This is a genomic window from Mycolicibacterium wolinskyi str. Jessa 2025 (genome assembly GCF_049241375.1).
Taxonomy (GTDB): Bacteria; Actinomycetota; Actinomycetes; order Mycobacteriales; family Mycobacteriaceae; genus Mycobacterium; species Mycobacterium wolinskyi.
Map to the genome: position 1 here is coordinate 3,527,506 of NZ_CP185960.1, position 20,321 is coordinate 3,547,826.

Below are 20,321 nucleotides of genomic sequence, written 5' to 3' on the forward strand. Positions count from 1 at the left end.
GTGACACGACGCCTCGACGATGCGGTGCTGGCCGACGTCGATCGCCGGCTCTCGGCCGCCGACGCGCACCTGGCGAACCAATACCCCGGTGATGACGGCCGTCGCCAGCCGGTTCACACCGTCTATGTCCCGGGCAACCGATACTCGGCGGCGCTGCCCGCCGACTGGGGCTCCACCGCGCTCGCAGCCGCGAAGGACGCGGGCGGGCTGGACGCGGTCGCTGTACTCGTCGGTGCGAGCGGCGGAACCGACTGTGCGCCCGAGACGCTCGCAGCCCTCGTTGAGCACAAGCTGACCAGCGAGCCGATCGAAGACCTGCGCATCGACTTCGAGGACGGCTACGGCACCTTCGACGATGCGACCGAGGACGCCGATGTCGCACAGGCGGTCGCCGCACTGCGGGTCGCGCTCGACGCAGGCACCTCGACGCCGTTCGTCGGCACCCGCTTCAAGTGCTTCGAAGCAGGCACCCGTGCGCGCGGACTGCGCACGCTCGACATGTTCGTCAGCGGACTCGTGGAGTCCGGCGGCCTGCCCGACGGCCTCACCCTCACCCTTCCCAAGGTGACGTCCGTCGACCAGGTCGAGGCCATGGTCGTCGTCGCGAGCGCACTCGAACGTGCGAACGGATTGCCGGATGGCCGCATTCGCTTCGAAGTGCAGGTCGAGACACCGCAGGCGATCCTCGGCTCCGATGGTCGCGCACCCGTTGCCGAGTTCATCCACGCCGGCCAGGGGCGCGTCAGCTCGCTGCACTACGGGACCTACGACTACTCGGCGTCCCTCGGTATCGCGGCCGCGTACCAATCGATGGCACATCCGGCAGCAGACCACGCCAAGAACGTCATGCAACTCGCGGTGGCGGGCACCGGCGTTCACCTGTCCGACGGCTCGACCAACATCCTGCCGGTCGGCGACCCCGACAACGTCGCCATGGCGTGGAAGCTGCACGCGCGCTTGGTCCGGCGCCATCTGGAACGCGGCATCTACCAGGGCTGGGACATGCACCCCGCTCAGCTCGTCACGCGATACCTGGCGACTTACGCGTTCTACCGCGGCGCCTTCGCGTCCGCCGCGACGCGCCTGCGCAATTACGTTCACCGACTCGACTCGACCGTCATGGATGAGCCGGCCACCGCCCGCGCACTGGCGAACGTGATCCATCGTGGCAGCGTGTGCGGCGCCCTCACCGCCGACGAGATCGAAACCGCCACCGATCTCCCCACGTCCACCGTGCGCGACATCGCGCTCGGCCGCACAACCAGGAGCAATCAGTGACCACTGCGTCGTACTACACGCCCCGCGGCGGCCTGCCCCCGCAGACCGATCTGCTGACCGACCGCGCCATCGTCACCGAGGCCTACACGGTGATCCCGCGCGGTGTTCTCTCGGACATCGTCACCTCGGTGTTCCCGGAGTGGACCGATACCCGCGCATGGATCATCAACCGACCGGTCGCCGGTGGTGCGACGACGTATTACCAAGCGATCGTCGAGGTCAAGCCGGGCGGCGGGGCGAAGCGACCGGAGCCGCAGCCCGAGGTGCAGAGCTTCCTGTTCGTCACCTCGGGTGCGCTCACCGTCGACGCGGCAGGTCAGTCCCAGACCCTCACCGAGGGCGGCTTCGCCTACCTGCCGGCAGGCACCGACTGGTCGGCCCACAACGACGGGGACGCCGATGCGACGTTCGTCTGGATCCGCAAGCGCTATGAGGCCATCGAGGGCCACACGGTGTCGGTCAAGTTCGGCAATGAGCGGGACATCGCACCGTCAGCCATGCCGGGGACCGACGGAAAATGGCGCACGACGCGCATGCTCGACCCGCAGGACCTCGGGTACGACATGCACGTCAACATCGTGACGTTCGAGCCCGGTGCGACCATTCCGTTCGCCGAGACCCACGTGATGGAACACGGCCTCCTGATGCTCGAGGGCAAGGCCGTCTACCACCTCAACGGAGACTGGGTGGAGGTTCAGGAGGGCGACTTCCTCTCGCTGCGCGCCTTCTGCCCGCAGGCTTGCTATGCGGGCGGGCCGTCGAACTTCCGATACCTGCTGTACAAGGACGTCAACCGCCAGATCATGCTCTGACGCGTCGAACCGGGCGCCTCTTCTGAGGCGCCCGGTGTCGTGTATGTCGTTGGCCTACAACCGAAAAGGCCAGCCGATGACCTTCTTCTCGCGCGGAGTCGCGTAGGTCCGCACCTTTGACGTGGACAAACCCATCCGGACCAGCCCTTCGGCGATGGTGACCGCCGAGCGGACTCCGTCGACGATTGGGACACCCGTCGCGGCCCTCACCTTCTCTTCCAGTTCGGCCATACCGCCGCAGCCCAGGCAGATCACTTCGGCGTGATCGTTTTCGACGGCCTCGCGCGCCTGGTGGACGATCGCCTCGACGGCCCGTTCCGGATCCGACTCGAGTTCGAGCACACCGAGGCCGGACGCCCGCACCGACGCGCATCGCGCGTCGAGTCCCGCGACCTTGAGACGGTCTTCGATCAGTGGGACGGTGCGGTCGAGCGTGGTGACGACCGAGTACTTGTGTCCGAGGTACATCGCTGTCGACGCGGCTGCCTCGGTGATGTCCACCACCGGGACGTCGAGCAACTCCTGTAAACCTTCCCTGCCGTGCTCGCCGTAGCCGGCCTGGATCACCGCGTCGAACGGCTCGGGATATGACGTGATCGCGTCCATGACTGCGATGGCCGCGAGATAGCTCTCGAAGTTTCCTTCGCACGAGTCCGCACCGAAACGCGGTGTGATTCCGACGATCTCGGTACCCGGTGACGCGACGCCGCGCGCCGACTCGGCGATCGCATCGGTCATCGAAACCGTCGTGTTGACGTTGGCGACGAGGATTTTCATGGAGGTCCCTACTAGTGCGTGCTGGCCACGGCGATCGGCTCGCCGGAGACATCGTTGAACGGTCCCCGGCGGTCTGCGACCAGGGGGTCGGGGAGCAGATTGACGAAATCCGGCGCTAAGGGGCAATCGCCGAGCGACCTTGCGCTGTAGGTGATTTCATGTCGTCGTGACTGATGAGGGCGGCTATGGCCGGTTCGGTGCGTTGTCTCGGCAGGAGCTGGAGCGTTACTGCTACTTGGATGACGAGGACCGGCGGCTGATCGCTGCGCGGCGGCGCGACTACAACCGTCTGGGGTTCGCGGTGCAGGTGGTGACGGTGCGTCACCTGGGAATGTTCCTGGCTGATCCGCTGGATGTCCCGCCCGCGTTGATCGAGTATCTGGCCGAGCAGTTGGAGATCTCCGATCCGTCGATGGTGAAGCGGTACACCGATCGGGAGAAGACCAAGCTCGAACACGCCTGGGAAATCCAGCAGGTGTACGGACTCAAGCCGTTCGGCGAGATGGAGTCGGAGCTCACGTCGTGGATCGTCGACCAGGCGTGGATGACCGGCGACGGACCGAAGGCGATCTTCGGCGACGCAGTGACATGGCTGCGGAAGCGTCAGGCGCTGCTGCCGGGGATCACCACGTTGGAGCGGCTGATCGGCGACGGCCGCAACGCGGCGGACGCCCGGTTGTGGCGCCAGCTCGGCGAGCAGCTGACCTCGGAGTCCGCGTCTGCCTTGTTGCGGCTGCTGGAGGTTCCTGCGGAGGGCGGGCAGAAGGTCAGCGAGCTGGAGCGGCTGCGCAAGGGCGTGTTCAAGGCGTCGTCGAAGGGGATGCTCGCGGCGCTGCGCAGGGTTGTCGACCTGCAAGCGGTCGGGGTGGACAGCATCGACGTGAGGGCGATCCCGCCGCGTCGGTTGACGGGGTTGGCGACCTACGGGTTGGCGAGCAAGGCCGCCGCGCTGCGGCGGCTGCCCACGCGTGAGCAGCGCTTGGCGGTGCTGGCCGCGACGGTCGTTGTGTTGAGCGCGCGGGCGGTCGACGACGTGTTGGAGACCTTCGACATGTTGATGACGACGAAGCTTCTGTCCAAGGCCGAGCGGGAGTCTCGCGAGGAGAAGCTGCGTCGCTATCCGAGGGTGTCACGCAACGCAGGCAAGCTCGCGGCAGCGGTGAAGGTGCTGCTGGAGATGGTCGAGGTCAACCAGGACGTCGGGCTGGGCGTGGTGTTGGACATGATCGAGAAGACCGTCACCCGGGCCGAGTTGCGGCACGCGGTCCAGGCGGTCGACGAGCTGGTGCCCGCCGACGACGCGGAGCTGGATGGGCAGCGGTTGATCGAGTTGGCCGGCAAGTTCGCCACGGTCCGCCCGTTCCTGTCGATGCTGATGGACACGATCGAGTTCGGCGCGACCAGTGACGGCGCCGCCGTCCTGGCGGCAATGAAGACCCTCGCCGAGCTGCTGACATCCAGGTCGTCGGGCAAGATCCCGGCAAACCTGCTGGACGCCCGCAAGGTCGACCACGACTTGATCGTCGGCGCGTGGAAGCGCTTGATCTACACGCCGGGCCGACCGGAGGGCACCGTCGACCGGAACTCCTACACGATCTGCGTGTTGGAACAGTTCCACCGACACCTCAAGCACCGCAGCATCTTCGCGGTGCGTTCGTCGCGGTGGCGCGACCCGCGGGCGCACCTGCTGGCAGGCGAAGCCTGGGAGGCTGCGCGTGACGCCGGCATGAACGCGCTGGGCCTGCCCGCCGCGCCGACGCAGCTGCTGACCGATCACGCGACGGCGTTGGAGACCGCTTATCGGGAGTTGGCCGCACGGCTGGGCGAGGACACCCCAGCCAGCATCGACGCCGACGGCAAACTGCACGTCGCCGCGCTGGACGCCAAGGCCGAGCCCGCGTCGCTGGTCGACCTGCGCCGCCGGGTGGAGGCGATGATCCCGCGTGTGGACCTGCCGGAACTGGTCACGGAGGTGATGAGCTGGCATCCCGGTTTCACCGAGGCGTTCACCCACACCTCGGGCAACGAGGCCCGCGTCGCCGACCTCGGCTTGTCGGTGGCGGCCGTGCTCTGTTCCTATGCGATGAACGTCGGGTTCAAACCGGTGACAACGCCTGGTGTCGACGCCCTGACCAGGGATCGGCTGCTGCACGTCGACCAGTGCTACGTGCGGGCCGAGACCATCGAGGCGGCCAACGCCGTGCTGGTCGACGCCCAGGCCGACATCCCCCTGGCCCAAGCGTGGGGCGGCGGGCTGGTCGCCTCGGTGGACGGGATGCGGTTCGTGGTGCCCGTGCGCACCCATAACGCCCGCCCGAACCCGAAGTACTTCGGCCGGAAACTGGGCATCACCTGGTTGAACATGCTCAACGACCAGTCCGCCGGGCTGGCAGGCAAGGTGCTGCGCGGAACACCTCGCGATTCGCTGCACACCATCGACGTGATCGTGTCCCAGCACGGCGGGCGGATTCCGGAGGTCATCATCACCGACACCGGGTCGTATTCCGACATCGTGTTCGGACTGCTGCATCTGATCGGCCGCCAGTACCGGCCGCAGCTGGCGAACCTGCCCGATCAGCGGTTGTGGCGCATCGACGCCCGAGCCGACTACGGGCCGCTGGACAAGGCGGCGCGCGGGGTGATCGACACCGCCAAGATCGCCGCGCACTGGGAGGACATGTGCCGGATCGCGGTGTCGATCCACTCCGGTGAGGTGTCGGCGCACGAGGTCACCAGGATGATCTCCCGCGACGGGCAGCCGACCGCGTTGGGCCAGGCCATCGCCCATTTCGGGCGGATCTTCAAGACCCTGCACATCCTGCGCCTGGCCGACGACGAACCTTACCGGCGCGAGGGCAAGGCCCAGTCCAATCTCGTCGAGGGTCGTCACGACCTGGCGCGCACGATCTATCACGGCCGCAAGGGCGAGATGACCCGCGCCTACTACGAGGGCATGGAAGACCAGCTCTCGGCGCTGGGATTGGTGCTCAATTGCGTCGTCGTGTGGAACACCGTCTACGAGAACCGCGCCCTCGCCGCGCTGCGAGCCGGCGGATACCCGGTGCTCGACACCGATGTCGAGCGATTGTCGGCGTTCGTGCGCGCCCACATCGGCATCGACGGGCACTACAGCTTCCACCTGCCCGACCCCAGCGGAGTTCACCGACCGCTGCGCGACCCGGACGCCGACGACGACGAGTAGCGCGAGTCGAAGGGTGGCGGATGACCGCTCAGGACCTGACGACGCATGTCGGCGGAAGTCTCTCCTGAGCCGCGAAACAGGCCACGGCCTGCACCTCTACCTCCGACCTGACCCAACAAACTACCGCTAGATTACGGTCACGGAGAGCGTCAGTTTGTCGCTGTGCGGCACGCCCGTCCGGTCGAGGAAGTCACACATGTCATCGATCATCGGCTGCATGAGCAGCTGCCCCAGCTGACGAACCATCAGCCCGATGACCTGTGAGGACTCGGATCGCCGTGTCGAGGTCTTGCCCGAATAGCGGAGTTTGGAGATCTCTCTGCGACTCAGGTCGGTCAGCCGCTCGAGTAACTCGCTCTTTCCCTGCGGATCGAGCACAGCGCGCCGGATGTAGTTCACCACCGTCGGATGCGTCGCGAGCATGTGCCGCACCGCCTCGTCTCGAGCGGCGGCGACCTGCGCTGGGGCGCCCTCGTCCGGCACAGAGGCGATCGCCAGAGCGTAATAGTCGACGACCAGTTGCTCGACGGCGACGCGTAGCCCGTCCTTGGTCTTGAAGTGGTGCTGCACCAATCCCACGGCGACCCCGGCGGCGGCGGCGACGGCGCGCATCGAGACGCGATCCTCGCCGCGCTCGGCGTAGAGGTCGAGCGCGGCGTTGCGAATGCGGGCCTTCGCGGTGAGGTCCTCGTCACTGGCGCGGGGGTCGGTCACAGAAATTGCCTCCTATCAGGGAAAAAAGCATACACCCTTGACATTAGACAGTACATGCGCATTAATGGCTATACATCAGTATAGTCAAAAAGGGGTTGATGATGTCGCAGTCGAGTTCGCTGCAGGGCGTGCAGGTGGTGTCGCTCGCGATCAATCTGCCGGGCCCGCTCGCCGCCGCGCGGCTACGGGCGCTGGGCGCCACCGTCACCAAGATCGAACCGCCGGCCGGCGACCCGCTGCGGGCCGTGGCGCCGACGTGGTACGACGAGCTCACTGTGGGCCAGCGGGTCGTGACCCTCGACCTCAAGGACCCCGCTGATCGGGCGGTGGCGGCGCGCGAGCTGTCGCGTGCCGACCTGATGCTCACCGCCATGCGCCCCTCGGCGCTGGTCAAGCTCGGCCTGGACGAGTTGACCGCGGCGAATCCGCACCTGTCGCATATCGAGATCGTCGGGCACGACGGGATCGCGGCGGAGCAGCCCGGCCATGACCTGACGTACCAGGCCCTGCACGGCACTCTCCAGCCGCCGACGATGCCGACCGTCCCGGTGGCCGACCTGCTCGGCGCCGAGCGCGCCGTGTCCGCGGCCCTGCTCGCCCTGCGCGTGGCCGCGGAGTCCGGCGTGGGACACCGCGAGCGGGTCGTCCTCGAACAGGCGGCCGCCGACGCCGGCGCCGCAGTTCGGCACGGTCTGATGGGAGCGGGCGCGCCGCTCGGCGGGGCGCATCCCGGTTACCGGATCTACTCCAGCTCCGACGGCCACGTCGCGCTGGCCGCGCTCGAGCCGCACTTCTGGGAGCGCGCCCGCGCCGGTCTCGGTGTCGAGGGCACCCAGGAGGAGCTCGAGCAGACGTTTCTTTCCAAGCCGACGCGCGAATGGGAGGAGGTCGCGAAGCGCCTCGACATTCCCCTGATCGGAATCCGCGATTCGGCACCCCGTAATTCAGCACAAGGAGCTTTGTCATGAGTGTTCGCGAGGCCGTTATCGTCGGCGCGGTCCGGACCCCGGTCGGCCGTCGCGGAGGGATCCTCAGCGCATGGCATCCGGTGGACCTGCTCGGGCAGACGCTGCGGGAGCTTGTGGCCCGCGCCGGCGTCGACCCCGCCGCGATCGAGGACGTCATCACCGGCTGCGTCATCCAGCACGATGTCCAGTCGGGCAATCTCGGCCGCCACGCGGTGCTCGCCGCCGGGCTGCCCGAGTCGGTCCCCGCGGTGACGATCGACCGCCAGTGCGGTTCAGGGCAGCAGGCGGTCAGCTTCGCCGCCCAGGCGGTGATGGCGGGTTCCCACGACCTGGTGATCGCCTGCGGCGTCGAGTCGATGTCACGGGTGCCGATGCCTCCGGCGTTCCTGCCCGGCGCGCCGCTCGGCCCGCAGTACAGCCCGCGCGAACTCGACCGCTACGACGGTGGGCTGATGGCGCAGGGCCCGTCGTCGGAGCTGATGAACGAGAGGTTCGACCTGAGCCGAGCGGCGTTGGACGCGTTCAGCGCTCGCAGCCACGAGCGGGCGCACGCCGCGACGCGGGCCGGGAAGTTCCGCGACCAGATGGTGCCGATCACCGCCGACCCCGACGACCCGACCGGTCCGGTCATCGACTCGGACGAGGGCATCCGCGAGCACATCGACCCCGCCAAGATGGCGAGCCTGAAAGCCGTGTTCGGCGCCGACGGGCGGACCACGGCGGCCAACTCCTCGCAGATCAGCGACGGCGCGGCCGCGCTGCTGATCGCCGACCGCGAGTACGCCGAGCGCAACGGCCTCATCCCACGCGCCCGGTTCCGCGCGCTGTCGGTCGCCGCCGCCGACCCGATCATCCAGTTCACCGCGATCCTCGACGCCGCCCACAAGGCGCTCGGCCGAAGCGGGTTGGCCGTCGAGGAGATCGACCTGTTCGAGGTCAACGAGGCCTTCGCCGGTGTGCCGCTGATCTTCCAACGGGAATTCGGCGTCCCGGACGACAAGCTGAACGTCAACGGCGGCTCCGTCGCCCTCGGCCACCCGCTGGGCTCGACCGGAGCCCGGATGCTCACCGACCTGCTCTGCGAACTCGAACGCTCCGGCAAGAGGTTCGGCTTGCAGACCGTCTGCGAGGCCACCGGCACCGCGAACGCCACCATCATCGAACGCATCTGAGGACGTCATGAGCCACGAGATCGTGAGGGGCCTGCCCTCCACCCACGGCGACCACTATCAACTCAACACCACCACCATCATCCGGCACGCCGCGCGCACCTATCCCGAGCAGGAGATCGTGTACCGCACCGCGGACGGCGGCTGGGACCGGTACACCTACGCCGATGCCTACGCGCGAATCCAACGAAGTGCCAATGCACTTCGCTCGATCGGCGTCGGGCCGGGCGATGTGGTCGGGATCCTCGACTGGAACAGCAAGCGGCACTACGAGCTGTACTGGGCGATTCCCGGCCTCGCTGCCGTGATGTTGCAGATGAACCTGCGTTTGGCGCCAGAGGATCTCGCTTACGTCACCGGACACAGTGATGCATCGGTGGTCCTCATCGACGAGTCGCTGCTTCCGGTTGCCGAGGCGCTGGCACCGCATACGCCGAACGTGAAGACGTGGGTGGTGATGACCGATAAGCCGCTGGCCGACATCACCACCACGCTCCCGCACGCGGTGCACTGGGAGGACCTGCTCGCGGACGCCGGCCCGGAGATCGACTGGCCGGTCATCGACGAAACCTCCTCCTACAGCGCGTGTTACACCACCGGCACCACCGGCAGGCCCAAGGGCATCTACTACTCGCATCGCGGCATCTACCTGCACACCCTCGCCGAGGTCGCCGGACTCGGGATGAGCAGCGACGATGCCGTCATGCTCATCACGCCGATGTTCCACGGCCAGGGCTGGGGCCTACCCCAGGCGGCCGCCTACAGTGCCGCAAAAATCGTGCTGCCCGGTCGCTACATCGCCGAGGACACATCCGTCCTCGTGGACGCGATGATCGCGGAGCAAGTCACCGTCGCAAACGGTGCGCCGGCGATCTTCCAGCCCATGATGAACTACATCAAGACGCTTGCGGTCGCACCGGACTTCTCCCGCGCGCGGCTGCTGTCCGGTGCCACCGAGCCGCCGCTGTCGCTGATGCGCGACTTCCACGACATCACTGGAGCCGACGTCATCCACGCCTACGGCGCCACCGAGACCACCCCTCTGGTCGCGGTGAACCGGGGACTGAAGCCCTCGCTGCGCGGTGTGATCTCGGACGAGGAGAAGTGGGATCTCAAGCGTAAGCAGGGTTTGCCGGTCAACGGCATCGACATCCGGATCGTCGACGCGGAAGGCAACGATCTCCCGCACGACGGCACGAGTCAGGGTGAAGTGCTGCTGCGCGGACCGTGGATCATCGAGCGCTATCACAAGCTCGACGACGACGCCGACAAGTTCCTCGACGGGTATTGGCGTAGCGGCGATGTCGGGACCATCGACCCGAATGGTTACTTGAAGATCACCGACCGGATCAAGGACGTGGTCAAGTCGGGTGGCGAATGGATTTCCTCCATCGACATGGAGAACGCACTCGTTGCCCATCCGAAGATCGCCGAGGCGGCCGTCATCGGCGTCCCGCACCCGAAGTGGCAGGAGCGTCCAGTAGCACTCGTCGTGACGACCGACGGGCAGGAACTTCCACTGTCGGAGATCCACGAATTGCTCGCCGATGCATTCGCCAAATGGCAATTGCCCGAGACCGTCCTGTATCTGGACCAGCTGCCCCGCACCAGCGTCGGCAAGCTCGACAAGAAGGCCATGCGCGCCGCGCACACCAACGTCTACGAGGACGTCCGATGAACCCCGACAACGCCCCGCTACGCACGGCCCGCGACAGCCACCTCCTGATCCTGGAGATCAACCGGCCCAAGGCTCGCAACAGTCTGAACGAGGCGGTGCTCACCGCCTTGAACACCGAGCTCGTCGCGGCTCGGCACGACGACGAGATCCGTGCCATCGTGCTCACCGGCGCCGGCGGGATCTTCTGCGCCGGAGCCGACATCACCAATTTCGACGCCATTCGCGACCAGTCGCTGCTCGGCGATCGAGCCGCGCTGGGCGGCACCATCTGGGCCGACCTGGGCCGATTCCCGAAGCCGGTCCTCGCTGCGGTCGAGGGCCTCGCACTCGGCGGCGGCTGCGAGTTGGCGCTTGCCTGCGACATCGTCATCGCCGGCGAATCCGCCAAGTTCGGTGTCCCGGAGGTGAAGCTCGGCGTGATCCCGGGCGGCGGCGGAACCCAGCGCCTGATTCAGGCCGTCGGCAAGTCCAAGGCGATGGCCCTACTGCTCACCGGCGACTTCCTGTCCGCACAGCGGGCGTGCGCGGCCGGCATCGTCGCCGAGACCGTCCCGGACGGCACCGCCCTCGAAGCGGCGGTCGCCATGGCGCAGCGGATCGCCGCCAACTCACCGCTCGCGGTGGCGCTGGCCAAGGATGCCGCCCTCCAGGCCCTGGAAACCTCTCTGGCGCAAGGACTCGAGCACGAGAAGCGCAACTTTCACGTTGCCATCCATTCCGCCGACAGCCGCGAGGGCCAGGCCGCGTTCCTCGCCAAGCGCGCCCCCGAATTCACCGGAAAGTAGGACCGATCATGAGCGAGCTGTTCCCCGATTACCGCTCCCCGTGGGAGACCGACGATCAGGCGCTGCTGCGTAAGCACGCCGCCGAGTTCTTCCGCAAGGAAGCCACCCCGAACCAGGACCGTTGGGCCGCGCAGCACCAGGTCGACCGCGAGTTCTGGACCAAGGCCGGCGCCGCGGGACTGCTGTGCCTCGACATCGCCGAAGAATACGGCGGCGGGGGCGGCAACTTCGGCCACGAGGCGATCGTGCAGCAGGAGATCGCCTACGCCCACGACACCGCGTTCGGCTTCGCCGTGCACTCGACGATCGTCGCGCACTACATCGCCGCCTATGCCACCGAGGACCAGAAGAAGCGCTGGCTATCGAAATGTGCGAGCGGTGAGAGCGTCCTCGCCATTGCGATGACCGAACCCGGCACCGGCTCGGACCTGCAGGCCGTACGGACCACCGCGGTTCGCGACGGCGGCCACTACGTGATCAACGGCTCGAAGACGTTCATCTCGAACGCGTCGCACTGCGACCTGCTCGTCATCGTCGCCAAAACGGACCCGAGCCAAGGTTCCAAGGGTATCTCGCTGCTCGTCGCGGAGACGGAGAATCTTCCGGGGTTCGAGCGTGGGCGGGTGCTGGACAAGATCGGCCAGCACGGCCAGGACACCCGCGAGTTGTCGTTCACCGACATGCGGGTGCCGGCAGCGAATCTGCTCGGCGGCGTCGAGGGGCAGGGCTTCTACCAGCTGATGGGTCAGCTGCAGCGTGAGCGGCTGATCCTCGGTGTCGGCGGTGTCGCGGTGGCCGAGGCCGCGGTGGCGGAGAGCATCAGGTACGCCAAGGAACGTCACGCCTTCGGCAAGCCGATCCTGAACTTCCAGAACACGAAGTTCGTACTCGCCGAGTGCAAGACCGACGTGCTGGCCGGCAAGACCCTGATGGACCACTGCATCCAGCGTCACCTCGACGGCACCCTCGACGCGGCGACCGCGTCGATGGCCAAGCTGTGGGGCAGCGACAAGCAGTGCGAGATCGTCGACCGCTGCCTGCAGGTCTTCGGTGGCTACGGCTACATGATGGAGTACCCGATCGCGCAGATGTACGCCGCTTCCCGCGTGCAGAAGATCTACGGCGGCACCAACGAGATCATGAAGGAACTCATCGGCCGCGCCTTATGAGGTTGACCTTCGCGCAGTGACACCACTGCGTCAGTCACACCTCACTTTGTCAAAAACCCGATGTTCTCAACCTATTTCGTCAGGAGTATTCATGCATATCACCGGAACCAACGCACTCGTCACCGGCGGAGCCTCGGGCCTCGGACTGGCCACCGTCACCGCCCTCGCCAAGTCGGGCGCCCGGGTAATCGCCGTCGACCTGCCCACCGCGAACACGGATGCGCTGGCTGCTCTCGGCGACACCGTGGAATTCGCTCCGGCGGATGTCACCGACGAGGCCGCGGTCACCGAGGCGGTCGAGCGCGCCAACGCGGAGTCCTCACTGCGAATCACCGTGAACTGCGCCGGCATCGGCAACGCCGTCAAGACCGTCGGTAAGAACGGACCGTTCCCGCTGGCCGAATTCGAGAAGATCGTCAAGGTCAACCTGACCGGAACCTTCAACGTCATCCGCCTCGCCGCGCACGCGATGTCGCAGAACGAGCCCGTCGACGGCGAGCGCGGCGTGATCGTCAACACCGCCTCGGTCGCGGCCTTCGACGGGCAGATCGGACAGGCCGCGTACTCGGCATCGAAGGGCGGGATCGTCGGCGCCACCCTGCCGATCGCCCGCGACCTGGCGTCGCTGCTGATCCGGGTGAACACCATCGCGCCCGGCCTGTTCAAGACCCCGCTGCTGGGCACGCTGCCCGAGGCGGCTCAGATTTCGCTGGGACAGCAGGTGCCGCACCCGAACCGGCTCGGCGACCCCGCCGAGTACGCGCAGCTGGTCGAGGCGATCGTGACCAACCCGATGCTCAACGGCGAAACCATCCGCCTCGACGGCGCGATCCGCATGGCGCCGCGGTGAAACCCGTCGGCGTGCAGGTGGGATCGCACCATGAGCACACACGCCTTGTATACGCCGAGGACCTGGGCATCGGCCAGCGTTTCGACTTGGGCTCACACACGGTGACCGAGGCCGAACTCGTCGACTTCGCCACCCACTGGGATCCCCAGTGGTTTCACATCGACCGGGCGGCGGCGCAGGACGGCCAGTTCGGTGGCCTGATCGCCAGTGGAATCCACACGTTGGCGATCCTGCAACACCACGACGCCGTCCATATCCGATACGGCCTGACCGAAGCCGCGCTCCCGCGCGCTCATCTCCCACGGCTGTTCCAACCCCGGCGAGGTCTCGCGCGACCTCACGGCCCTACTCTCGGCCGTGCCCCCGCCGGATCCGACAAACACCACGACCACGCACGCCCGGCAGCGGCTATGAGTTCCCGGACGCGGAAGACCACACCCATCGACGGTGCCGCACTTGATTGGTCTCTTTCGGCCCCCCTCGAGCAGATGCGCTCGGGCCGAACAGTCAAGGTGCTGAACAAGATACGCAGACACGCGCCGGAACTCGTCACCGTCAGCTACTGAGAGATTCAGCGGGAGCGCCGCCGCGCAGCGGGATCGGTCTCGGCCTGCCAGCGCCCCAGCGCCTCGGCGGAGACCTTCGCGTATTTGACCAGGCTGCGCACCGAGGTGTGTCCGCTCAACGCCATCAGCATCGGCGTGGAAGCGCCCTTCTCTGCGGCGTGGGTCAGTCGCGAGTGCCGCAGCTGGTGCAGCGTGAACGGTCCGCGTCGCATCCCTTCGGTGTGCTCCTCGAGGAGCGTCGCGGCGCGGCGGTAGGAAAGTCGGGCGCGGCCGGTCGAGTTGTCGGTGTCGGTCTTGGCGACCGACGGCTTGGCTTTGCGGTCGGTCAGGAACAGCGGCCCGGACTTCCGTCCGGCGATCAGCCGGGGCAGCGGCCGTGCGGTGCCGGTCTGCCAATAGATCACCTCGCGGGCGCCGCCCTTGCGGGTGACCGTGGCGCATCGGTTCACGGTGTCCAGGTCCTCGATGTCGAGATTCAGGATCTCCTCCGCCCGCGCGGCGGACTCATACAGCATCGACCAGAACACCCGCTCGCGCAGGGCCGCGTCCATGCCCAGCAGCTCCGCAACCTCGGCGGCGGTCATCGCCTTGCTGTTGTCCGGCGCACTCGGCCGCGCCCGCAGGCGCGACACCGGATCGCCGGTCAGCCACTGTTGATCGCGTCAGTAGGCGCACGCCGCCGACACCGCGGTCAGCCGGAGGTTGTAGGTCTTGGGGGCCTTGTCGCCCCACACGTAGTCGAACCACCCCGACACCCGATCCGGGTTCAACAACCCGACATCGCCGTCCGCGCCGAAGTCGCGCACCATCCGATCCAACGCCGAGGCGTAGGCGCGGCGGGTGTTCACCGCCGCGATCGTGCCCAGAAAGGTCCGCGTCGCGTCCGCCAGCCGGATCCCGGCGGCCCGCGCCGGTAGCGAGCTCACCGATCCCACCCCGACCGCCCTTCAGCACTACGGCAGATAGTTTCCGGAGTCGCCCATCTCCGGAACGACCATCGCGGCAGGACGACTCACGAGTTACGGCAGATAGTACGCTACTATCTGCCGTAAATCCTTAGCGCCGGATTTCGAGAATCTGCTCCCCGACCCCCAAGAAGGACTGGGCGGCGATCGCCAAGGATCTCAAATTGGTCTACACCGCGGCAAGCGAGTCGGCGGCGTTGGATGCATTCGTCGCGTTCAGCGAGACCTGGGGCCAGCGCTACCCGGCGATCGTCAAGCTGTGGGACAACGCGTGGGCCGAGTTCGTGCCATTCCTGGCCTTCGACAAGGAAATCCGCGGCGTGATCTGCACGACCAACAGCATCGAAAGCCTGAACTCGCGCATCCGCAGGGCCGTCAACGCCCGAGGGCACTTCCCGACCGAGCAGGCCCGCCCTGAAGTGCGTCTACCTGGCGATCATGAGCCTCGACCCGACCGGCAAAGGCCGACAACGCTGGATCAACCGCTGGAAGGCACCCCTCAACGCGTTCGAGATCGCCTTCCCCGGACGTTTAACCCCAGAACGAAAGTAACACTACAACAACGAGTTACACCGTTAACTTGACAGTCTCGGGCGCGCTGCCGGTATACCTCGATGGCAGACCGGTTGTTGATGTGTGGATCGGGTGGGGCCGATCGTCATGGCAGCGTACCGTCGGCGGCCAACACCGGCGCGATGGCGTTTTCAGCGACAGAGGGATTGGCTTCCACGGTCATCCGTCGGCTTGTCGACCGGGGATTGCTTCCTACGACGTGCCGGTCGCCGAATACTGGCCCGAGTTCGGCGCGAACGGCAAGTCAGCCATCACAATTCGCGACATGATGCGCCACCGCGCCGGGCTGTCTAACCTACACCGCCCAAGCCGTCCATCTCCTCGATGACGAGCCCAGTCAATAAAGATCATTGTTGTCTGCATCAACCCTGCCAAGCCAGGGACGCGACGCGGGCTGCGTGTTGGGCATGCATCGGTGGATGGCTTCGCTGCCTGATGCCCCGTAAGCGCGTTGTGAAAACGGTGACGAGCGAGGGGGTCGGCGTCACTGGAGCCAACGCTCTCGGGGGAGCAGCGGCTCGTCGAGGCGGCCGTTTGTGTCGAGCATTCGCTCGAACTGGTTCAGGTGACGTTGCATTGCGCTCGACGCGCGGTCGGCGTCGCCGGCAGCCACCGCACGCGCGATGCTCTGGTGCGCCCGGCGGGTATCCTCCATGTCTAGCTCGGTGAGCGACTCACCTGGGACGTGCCACGACAACTCTTGCTCGAACATCGATATGACGAGCCGCAAGACCTCGTTGTTGCTGCAAACCGCGAGAGCCTCGTGGAACTCCACCGATGGTTCCCATGAGCCGTTTCGAGATGTGGCGTCAGCGATCGCGAGTAGCCAGCCGCGCTGCTCGTCGGTGGCCGACCGGGCTGCCATAGCGGCAATAGCGGGTTCGAGGAGTTTGCGGAACTCGTAGAACTTTCTGGTTGAGGTTTCAGCGAGGGTCAGTAGGAGCGCAACGGATCTGCTGATCTGCCGCAGGTCGGGACGAGTTACCCGAATGCCACCGCGTGGGCCTCGGCGGATTTCGATCAAACCATCGGATTCGAGCAGGCGCAGCGCCTCTCGCACGGTGCCTCTGCTAAAGCCCTCTCCGGAGATCAACTCCGCTTCCGAAGCCAGTTGGTCGCCGGGCCGCATCGCGCGGCCGAGGATTTTTGCGCGGAGCCGGTCGGCCAGAATATCTGACGCCTTGGGTACTCTTGTATAGCGGCGCGCTGCATGCGGTATCTCAGATGTGTTTGCCGCCTGGTCGATATCGCTGTCCACTCCCGCTCCTATGCCCTGCTTGGCGTGACGTGGGGCGGAGCTTCAGCTCCAGCCTGCAGCCCTCTGATATAAATCATACTGAATTGCACGAGAATTCGCTGACGTGACTCGCAAGTCATTGCCTCGCGTAGTCTCGTGGTCAACTCAAGGGAGTGTGGGGCGGCGTCACGGATAGCCCGGCGTTGTCGGTTCTGTGGTCATTCGCGCGATCGGCTATGGTCAGTCACCGGCGGACGAGGGACGTAAGCCAACTCTATAGCAGGTCAATGGGTATCCCGCTCGGCGGGATCTTGGCATGGCGGGCCCGCGGTCAACCTCTGCACCTGTTAGCGATGTCGACAAGCAACGGGACCGAGTCACGGTTCAGGATCCCGTGTAGCGGCAACCCGGGTCGGCCGTGGAGGCGATGTGATCGCGACGCCCGAAAAGTGTGGAGATCATCCCAAGCGCCAGACGGGGTGGCCGGTCGTGGCCGACGCCCGGGAATTCTTGCGAGTCACCGTTGGATATCGGGCTATGCCCAAGTTGCTCGTGGGGCCGTGGCGATATTTGGCGTGCAAATACCTCACTGATTCGGAAGCCCGGTTCCGCATGGACCGAGCGCGAAGTTTCGCGAAGTTGTCCGAACGCACCCGTCGACTTGTGGCGCTGCGAATCGATGCGGTAGGCGATGCATCGAGCAGTACGTTTGCGGTATGGCAGCTAACCACGACATCGAGGAGTTTGGTATGCTCGACGGCCTTGAGGGCCAAGCCCGCGAAGAGCGTGCCGACCTCGTCACATGGCTGATCGGAAAAGGCTACCCCCTCGACGAGATACGTAGATCGCTCGCTACGCCTCTACTGCTGCCCGCGAACACGATCTTCGGCGACGACGGGACCTATGTGTCCGCGCGTGAGATCAGCGAATCCACAGGGATCGAATTGGACCTCCTGCAGCGCCTCTACGGCGCGGTCGGAAGGCCGAGGATCGACGACCCCGACGCAGCCGTACTGCTGCGCGCCGACGGAAAAGCGATCGCGCACGCGAAATTCTTCCTCGACATGGGCGTCGAGCCGGACGAAACGGTTGCCGTGATGCGCATGCTGATCGCGGGACTGGGGTGCCGCCGCGACGATGCGCGATGCGGCCCTCAACACCCTCCTGCGGCCGGGGACAAGTGAAATCGAGCTGGCGCAGGCGGTCGAGCAGCTGGCGCGTCGATCCGCGCCTCACCTCGGACCGCTGATCGAAGACCTATTGTTTATGCAACTTCGCACTTCGTTCCAGGTTGAGGCCGTGAGCGCCGCTGAGCGGGCTGCCGGAAGATTACCCGGGGCCCACCAGGTAACGGTGGCGTTCGCTGATGTTGCCGGCTTCACCAAATTGGGGGAGGTGCTGCCACCTCTGGAGCTTGAACGCGTTGCCAGTCGGCTCGCCGAATCGGCCCAGCACGTAGCGGTCACCCCGGTGCGGCTGGTGAAGTCGGTGGGTGACGCCGTGATGCTCATGTGCTTCGATCCGGCGCCATTGCTGCGGGCAATCCTCGACTTGGCTGACGACGCGGCAGCAAATGGCTTGCCGCGCTTGCGGATCGGCGTGGCTTCCGGACTGGCGATCACACGCGGGGGCGACTGGTTCGGCAGTCCTGTCAACGTGGCCAGTCGAGTAACGGCAGCGGCGCGGCCGGGGACGGTGGCGGTCGCCGACTCCACGCGCGAGGCCGTCGGCAACGCTGCGGACTTCACCTGGTCGTCGATGGGCGCACGCCGGCTCAAAGGCGTGAGCGGCAAAGTAAAGCTCTTCAGGGTCCAGCGCGCCCGGCAGGCTGAGTAATCGCCTTCACCGACTTGCGTATGGCCTTGCGTTGCGGTCGCAGACTCCTGGTTCGGGAAGACAAACGGTCCAGGCTCCGGATAGCGACGAGGTGTCGGTGCCGTGGCACGCCGATCTGGCTGTAGCATTCACCAACGCCGCTGGTTGATTCGGCATGATTAGATGGTGTCGCGCGAGGGGACATCGAAAACCGTGCTAGCCGCGATTGTTGACCGCCTCACCGCGACCGCTTATCTGTAATGAGATGAACAATTGGCGTGTTCTTGCTGGTAGCAACGTAGATTACATGTGTAGAACGTCTGCTCTTTCAGCGACACGTGCGACACATGTTGCCGACGACTTCTCGAACTAGTTGAGCCGTAGTGCCCGGCCTTAGTCGGACTGGCGGTAGCCGTCGCGGATGATCGGGCGTTGTGTCCGGCGGCGCCACAGGAAAAGTGGGTGCTGGGTGGATTCGTTGACGAGCGTGTACTTGATGTAGCCCAGGTCGAGGAGCTCATCGTGGCGGTAGCCGCGCTCGCGGTGGTAGCCGACGAGACTGGCGCCCGGGCGCACCGTTTCACAGGGTCGGCGACTTGGGGCGCCGCAACGTGGGCATTGGACGCTGGCCCGGCCGTCGTCTATGTCACCGATGATCAGGTCGCCTTTTCACGGTTGCGGGTGCAGTCAGCGTGCATGGTGTGCACTGTGACGACGGGCGTTGCGCTGGGCCGACCGCGGCGATCGGTGCGGTGGAGGGGGCGAAGGGAGCCTGGTGGAGGAAATGTGGAAAACGGTCCACCTGTTCGTCCCTTCGGATCGGACAGCAAGCGAGGTTCTAAATTACCTCCGGGAGCAGATCAATGTGATCGCCCACGAAGCAGGCGAGTTCGTCTGTCGGATCAGAATCGGTGATGGCGTCGACCAGGCCAACGGTTGGCATAAGTGGTCGGCGTCGTACCTGCCTGGACCTCCCGGGGGCGTCGGAGGAAGAGATGACTGAGCACCGCGATCGCCGGGTTCGGCGTCGCGAGTTTGTTCTTCTGCGAGGTGGCTGTTGTTCATAGCCCGGGGGTACACAGGGTTGATCGAGATGATTCCGGCGCGGAAAGGGTGGACGAGGTGAGCCAGTTGGGCCGGGGTGCGGACCCGTCGTCACGCCGAGTGATCGATGTAGCGATCGGCGTTTTGATCGGATGGCGTGGGTGTTCTGAGCGGGACGCGTTCGACGAGATCGCCTGTGCGGTCCGAGAATCCGGGGTGGGAATCGGGAGCATCGCGCGGTGGCGCTGCGTCTGTGGGGCGATGTCATGCCGGCGCGGTTGGCGTTGGTGAACGCGTCGACGAGCTGAACGCCGCAGTTCCTGGCCCGCGGTGCAACGGGTGGCGGTGGAGCTTTTTGGCTCGTTGTTGCCCGCGCGCATGGTCTGGTGCTCGGTTACGGTGTGCCAGATGAGCACGTCCACCGTCTCAGACCACGACATCGCAGCCGCGCGAGCCGCGGATGTTCGCCAGGCCGACTACTACCGGGGTGAGCTTTCGCGCCAGCGTGAGCTGCTCATTGACCGGATGGCGGCCCACGAGGCCGCGCTGGCCAAGTATCAACTGCGCGGCGAGATGAACCAGGTCCACCGCATCAGACGGGAGATCCGGCATCGCGAGCAGGAACAGTACGCGCTGCAACGCCTGCTTGATGCGATCGAGGAGCGATTCCCCGCTGCGGCAGGGCCCGGGCCGGCACACCTCTGACCGCTACCCAACCA

18 protein-coding genes and 4 pseudogenes are annotated in these 20,321 nt (G+C 66.2%); 15 read left to right on the forward strand and 7 right to left on the reverse strand.

The annotated features are described in order from the left end of the window. Together ACOI2T_RS17400 and ACOI2T_RS17405 are read left to right on the forward strand one after the other, a co-directional pair. Positions 1–1,278 carry a DUF6986 family protein gene (locus tag ACOI2T_RS17400; protein ID WP_409506500.1) on the forward strand — a complete coding sequence of 426 codons (1,278 nt, stop codon included), beginning with the start codon at positions 1–3 and terminating at the stop codon, positions 1,276–1,278. Continuing rightward, positions 1,275–2,090, forward strand: a complete 816-nt coding sequence (locus ACOI2T_RS17405) for a bifunctional allantoicase/(S)-ureidoglycine aminohydrolase (protein WP_409506501.1) — start codon at positions 1,275–1,277, stop codon at positions 2,088–2,090. Before ACOI2T_RS17400 ends, ACOI2T_RS17405 begins: the two co-directional genes overlap by 4 nt. A gap of 54 nt (positions 2,091–2,144) precedes the next feature. Here the strand turns inward: ACOI2T_RS17405 and ACOI2T_RS17410 are convergent, their stop codons facing one another. After that, on the reverse strand, positions 2,145–2,867 hold the full coding sequence (locus ACOI2T_RS17410) for an aspartate/glutamate racemase family protein (RefSeq protein ID WP_409506502.1): 723 nt from the start codon (positions 2,865–2,867) through the stop codon (positions 2,145–2,147). A gap of 166 nt (positions 2,868–3,033) precedes the next feature. Between ACOI2T_RS17410 and ACOI2T_RS17415 the strand changes: the two genes are divergently transcribed. Beyond that, positions 3,034–6,069: a Tn3 family transposase gene (locus ACOI2T_RS17415; protein WP_011331220.1), complete on the forward strand. Its 3,036-nt coding sequence runs from the start codon at positions 3,034–3,036 to the stop codon at positions 6,067–6,069. A gap of 126 nt (positions 6,070–6,195) precedes the next feature. On the opposite strand, the gene ACOI2T_RS17420 is transcribed toward ACOI2T_RS17415, so the two are convergent. Continuing rightward, a complete protein-coding gene (locus tag ACOI2T_RS17420; protein ID WP_011331219.1) occupies positions 6,196–6,783 on the reverse strand; it encodes a TetR/AcrR family transcriptional regulator in 588 nt (195 codons plus the stop codon). Positions 6,784–6,884: 101 nt separating this feature from the next. Here ACOI2T_RS17420 and ACOI2T_RS17425 point away from each other — a divergent pair, with 101 nt between their 5' ends. From ACOI2T_RS17425 to ACOI2T_RS17455, 7 genes are all read left to right on the forward strand, one after another. Continuing rightward, positions 6,885–7,751 carry a CoA transferase gene (locus ACOI2T_RS17425; protein WP_011331218.1) on the forward strand — a complete coding sequence of 289 codons (867 nt, stop codon included), beginning with the start codon at positions 6,885–6,887 and terminating at the stop codon, positions 7,749–7,751. Continuing rightward, positions 7,748–8,923, forward strand: coding sequence for a thiolase family protein (locus tag ACOI2T_RS17430; RefSeq protein ID WP_011331217.1), 1,176 nt, complete (start codon positions 7,748–7,750; stop codon positions 8,921–8,923). The genes ACOI2T_RS17425 and ACOI2T_RS17430 overlap by 4 nt, the downstream gene beginning before the upstream one ends. Positions 8,924–8,930: 7 nt before the next feature. Further along, positions 8,931–10,598 carry a long-chain-fatty-acid--CoA ligase gene (locus ACOI2T_RS17435; RefSeq protein WP_011331216.1) on the forward strand — a complete coding sequence of 556 codons (1,668 nt, stop codon included), beginning with the start codon at positions 8,931–8,933 and terminating at the stop codon, positions 10,596–10,598. Continuing rightward, complete coding sequence (locus ACOI2T_RS17440) at positions 10,595–11,383, forward strand: enoyl-CoA hydratase/isomerase family protein (RefSeq protein WP_011331215.1); 789 nt, start codon at positions 10,595–10,597, stop codon at positions 11,381–11,383. The genes ACOI2T_RS17435 and ACOI2T_RS17440 overlap by 4 nt, the downstream gene beginning before the upstream one ends. 8 nt (positions 11,384–11,391) lie before the next feature. Beyond that, positions 11,392–12,552: an acyl-CoA dehydrogenase family protein gene (locus tag ACOI2T_RS17445; protein WP_011331214.1), complete on the forward strand. Its 1,161-nt coding sequence runs from the start codon at positions 11,392–11,394 to the stop codon at positions 12,550–12,552. A 91-nt stretch (positions 12,553–12,643) separates the two neighbouring features. Next, a complete protein-coding gene (locus ACOI2T_RS17450) occupies positions 12,644–13,402 on the forward strand; it encodes a 3-hydroxyacyl-CoA dehydrogenase (protein WP_011331213.1) in 759 nt (252 codons plus the stop codon). Beyond that, entirely contained in the window at positions 13,399–13,968 is a 570-nt protein-coding gene (locus ACOI2T_RS17455) for a MaoC/PaaZ C-terminal domain-containing protein (protein ID WP_019346206.1), read from the forward strand. The genes ACOI2T_RS17450 and ACOI2T_RS17455 overlap by 4 nt, the downstream gene beginning before the upstream one ends. A gap of 5 nt (positions 13,969–13,973) precedes the next feature. Here ACOI2T_RS17455 and ACOI2T_RS17460 read toward each other — a convergent pair whose 3' ends face one another. Then, the gene (locus ACOI2T_RS17460; RefSeq protein WP_011331207.1) at positions 13,974–14,600 is read right to left on the reverse strand and encodes a tyrosine-type recombinase/integrase; all 627 of its coding nucleotides are present in this window, start codon (positions 14,598–14,600) and stop codon (positions 13,974–13,976) included. 30 nt (positions 14,601–14,630) lie between these two features. Next, positions 14,631–14,894, reverse strand: a complete 264-nt coding sequence (locus ACOI2T_RS17465; RefSeq protein WP_225330463.1) for a site-specific integrase — start codon at positions 14,892–14,894, stop codon at positions 14,631–14,633. A 167-nt stretch (positions 14,895–15,061) separates the two neighbouring features. Between ACOI2T_RS17465 and ACOI2T_RS17470 the strand changes: the two are divergent. Both ACOI2T_RS17470 and ACOI2T_RS17475 read left to right on the forward strand, forming a co-directional pair. Next, positions 15,062–15,485 (forward strand): annotated as a pseudogene (locus ACOI2T_RS17470) (transposase); the annotation flags it as partial. Between the two features lie 40 nt (positions 15,486–15,525). After that, positions 15,526–15,804, forward strand: a pseudogene (locus tag ACOI2T_RS17475) (serine hydrolase domain-containing protein); the annotation flags it as partial. Positions 15,805–15,990: 186 nt separating this feature from the next. On the opposite strand, the gene ACOI2T_RS17480 reads toward ACOI2T_RS17475, so the two are convergent. Then, a complete protein-coding gene (locus ACOI2T_RS17480) occupies positions 15,991–16,764 on the reverse strand; it encodes a FadR/GntR family transcriptional regulator (RefSeq protein WP_075909486.1) in 774 nt (257 codons plus the stop codon). Between the two features lie 695 nt (positions 16,765–17,459). Here ACOI2T_RS17480 and ACOI2T_RS17485 point away from each other — a divergent pair. Next, positions 17,460–18,579 (forward strand): annotated as a pseudogene (locus ACOI2T_RS17485) (adenylate cyclase regulatory domain-containing protein). Between the two features lie 372 nt (positions 18,580–18,951). On the opposite strand, the gene ACOI2T_RS17490 reads toward ACOI2T_RS17485, so the two are convergent. Both ACOI2T_RS17490 and ACOI2T_RS17495 read right to left on the reverse strand, forming a co-directional pair. Further along, complete coding sequence (locus tag ACOI2T_RS17490) at positions 18,952–19,134, reverse strand: hypothetical protein (RefSeq protein WP_047040625.1); 183 nt, start codon at positions 19,132–19,134, stop codon at positions 18,952–18,954. Next, positions 19,135–19,218 (reverse strand): annotated as a pseudogene (locus ACOI2T_RS17495) (hypothetical protein); the annotation flags it as partial. Positions 19,219–19,722: 504 nt separating this feature from the next. Here ACOI2T_RS17495 and ACOI2T_RS17500 point away from each other — a divergent pair. Both ACOI2T_RS17500 and ACOI2T_RS17505 read left to right on the forward strand, forming a co-directional pair. Next, positions 19,723–19,893: an ANTAR domain-containing protein gene (locus tag ACOI2T_RS17500; RefSeq protein ID WP_327083887.1), complete on the forward strand. Its 171-nt coding sequence runs from the start codon at positions 19,723–19,725 to the stop codon at positions 19,891–19,893. 117 nt (positions 19,894–20,010) lie between these two features. Further along, entirely contained in the window at positions 20,011–20,307 is a 297-nt protein-coding gene (locus ACOI2T_RS17505) for a hypothetical protein (protein WP_131721944.1), read from the forward strand. Positions 20,308–20,321: the final 14 nt, after the last annotated feature.

Excerpts from the sequence above, each read along its gene's own strand:
- ACOI2T_RS17440 (WP_011331215.1), top strand. The coding sequence starts at position 10,595 with ATGAACCCCGACAACGCCCCGCTACGCACGGCCCGCGACAGCCACCTC.
- ACOI2T_RS17505 (WP_131721944.1), top strand. The coding sequence starts at position 20,011 with ATGAGCACGTCCACCGTCTCAGACCACGACATCGCAGCCGCGCGAGCC.
- ACOI2T_RS17410 (WP_409506502.1), bottom strand. The coding sequence starts at position 2,867 with ATGAAAATCCTCGTCGCCAACGTCAACACGACGGTTTCGATGACCGAT.
- ACOI2T_RS17425 (WP_011331218.1), top strand. The coding sequence starts at position 6,885 with ATGTCGCAGTCGAGTTCGCTGCAGGGCGTGCAGGTGGTGTCGCTCGCG.
- ACOI2T_RS17445 (WP_011331214.1), top strand. The coding sequence starts at position 11,392 with ATGAGCGAGCTGTTCCCCGATTACCGCTCCCCGTGGGAGACCGACGAT.
- ACOI2T_RS17450 (WP_011331213.1), top strand. The coding sequence starts at position 12,644 with ATGCATATCACCGGAACCAACGCACTCGTCACCGGCGGAGCCTCGGGC.
- ACOI2T_RS17430 (WP_011331217.1), top strand. The coding sequence starts at position 7,748 with ATGAGTGTTCGCGAGGCCGTTATCGTCGGCGCGGTCCGGACCCCGGTC.
- ACOI2T_RS17435 (WP_011331216.1), top strand. The coding sequence starts at position 8,931 with ATGAGCCACGAGATCGTGAGGGGCCTGCCCTCCACCCACGGCGACCAC.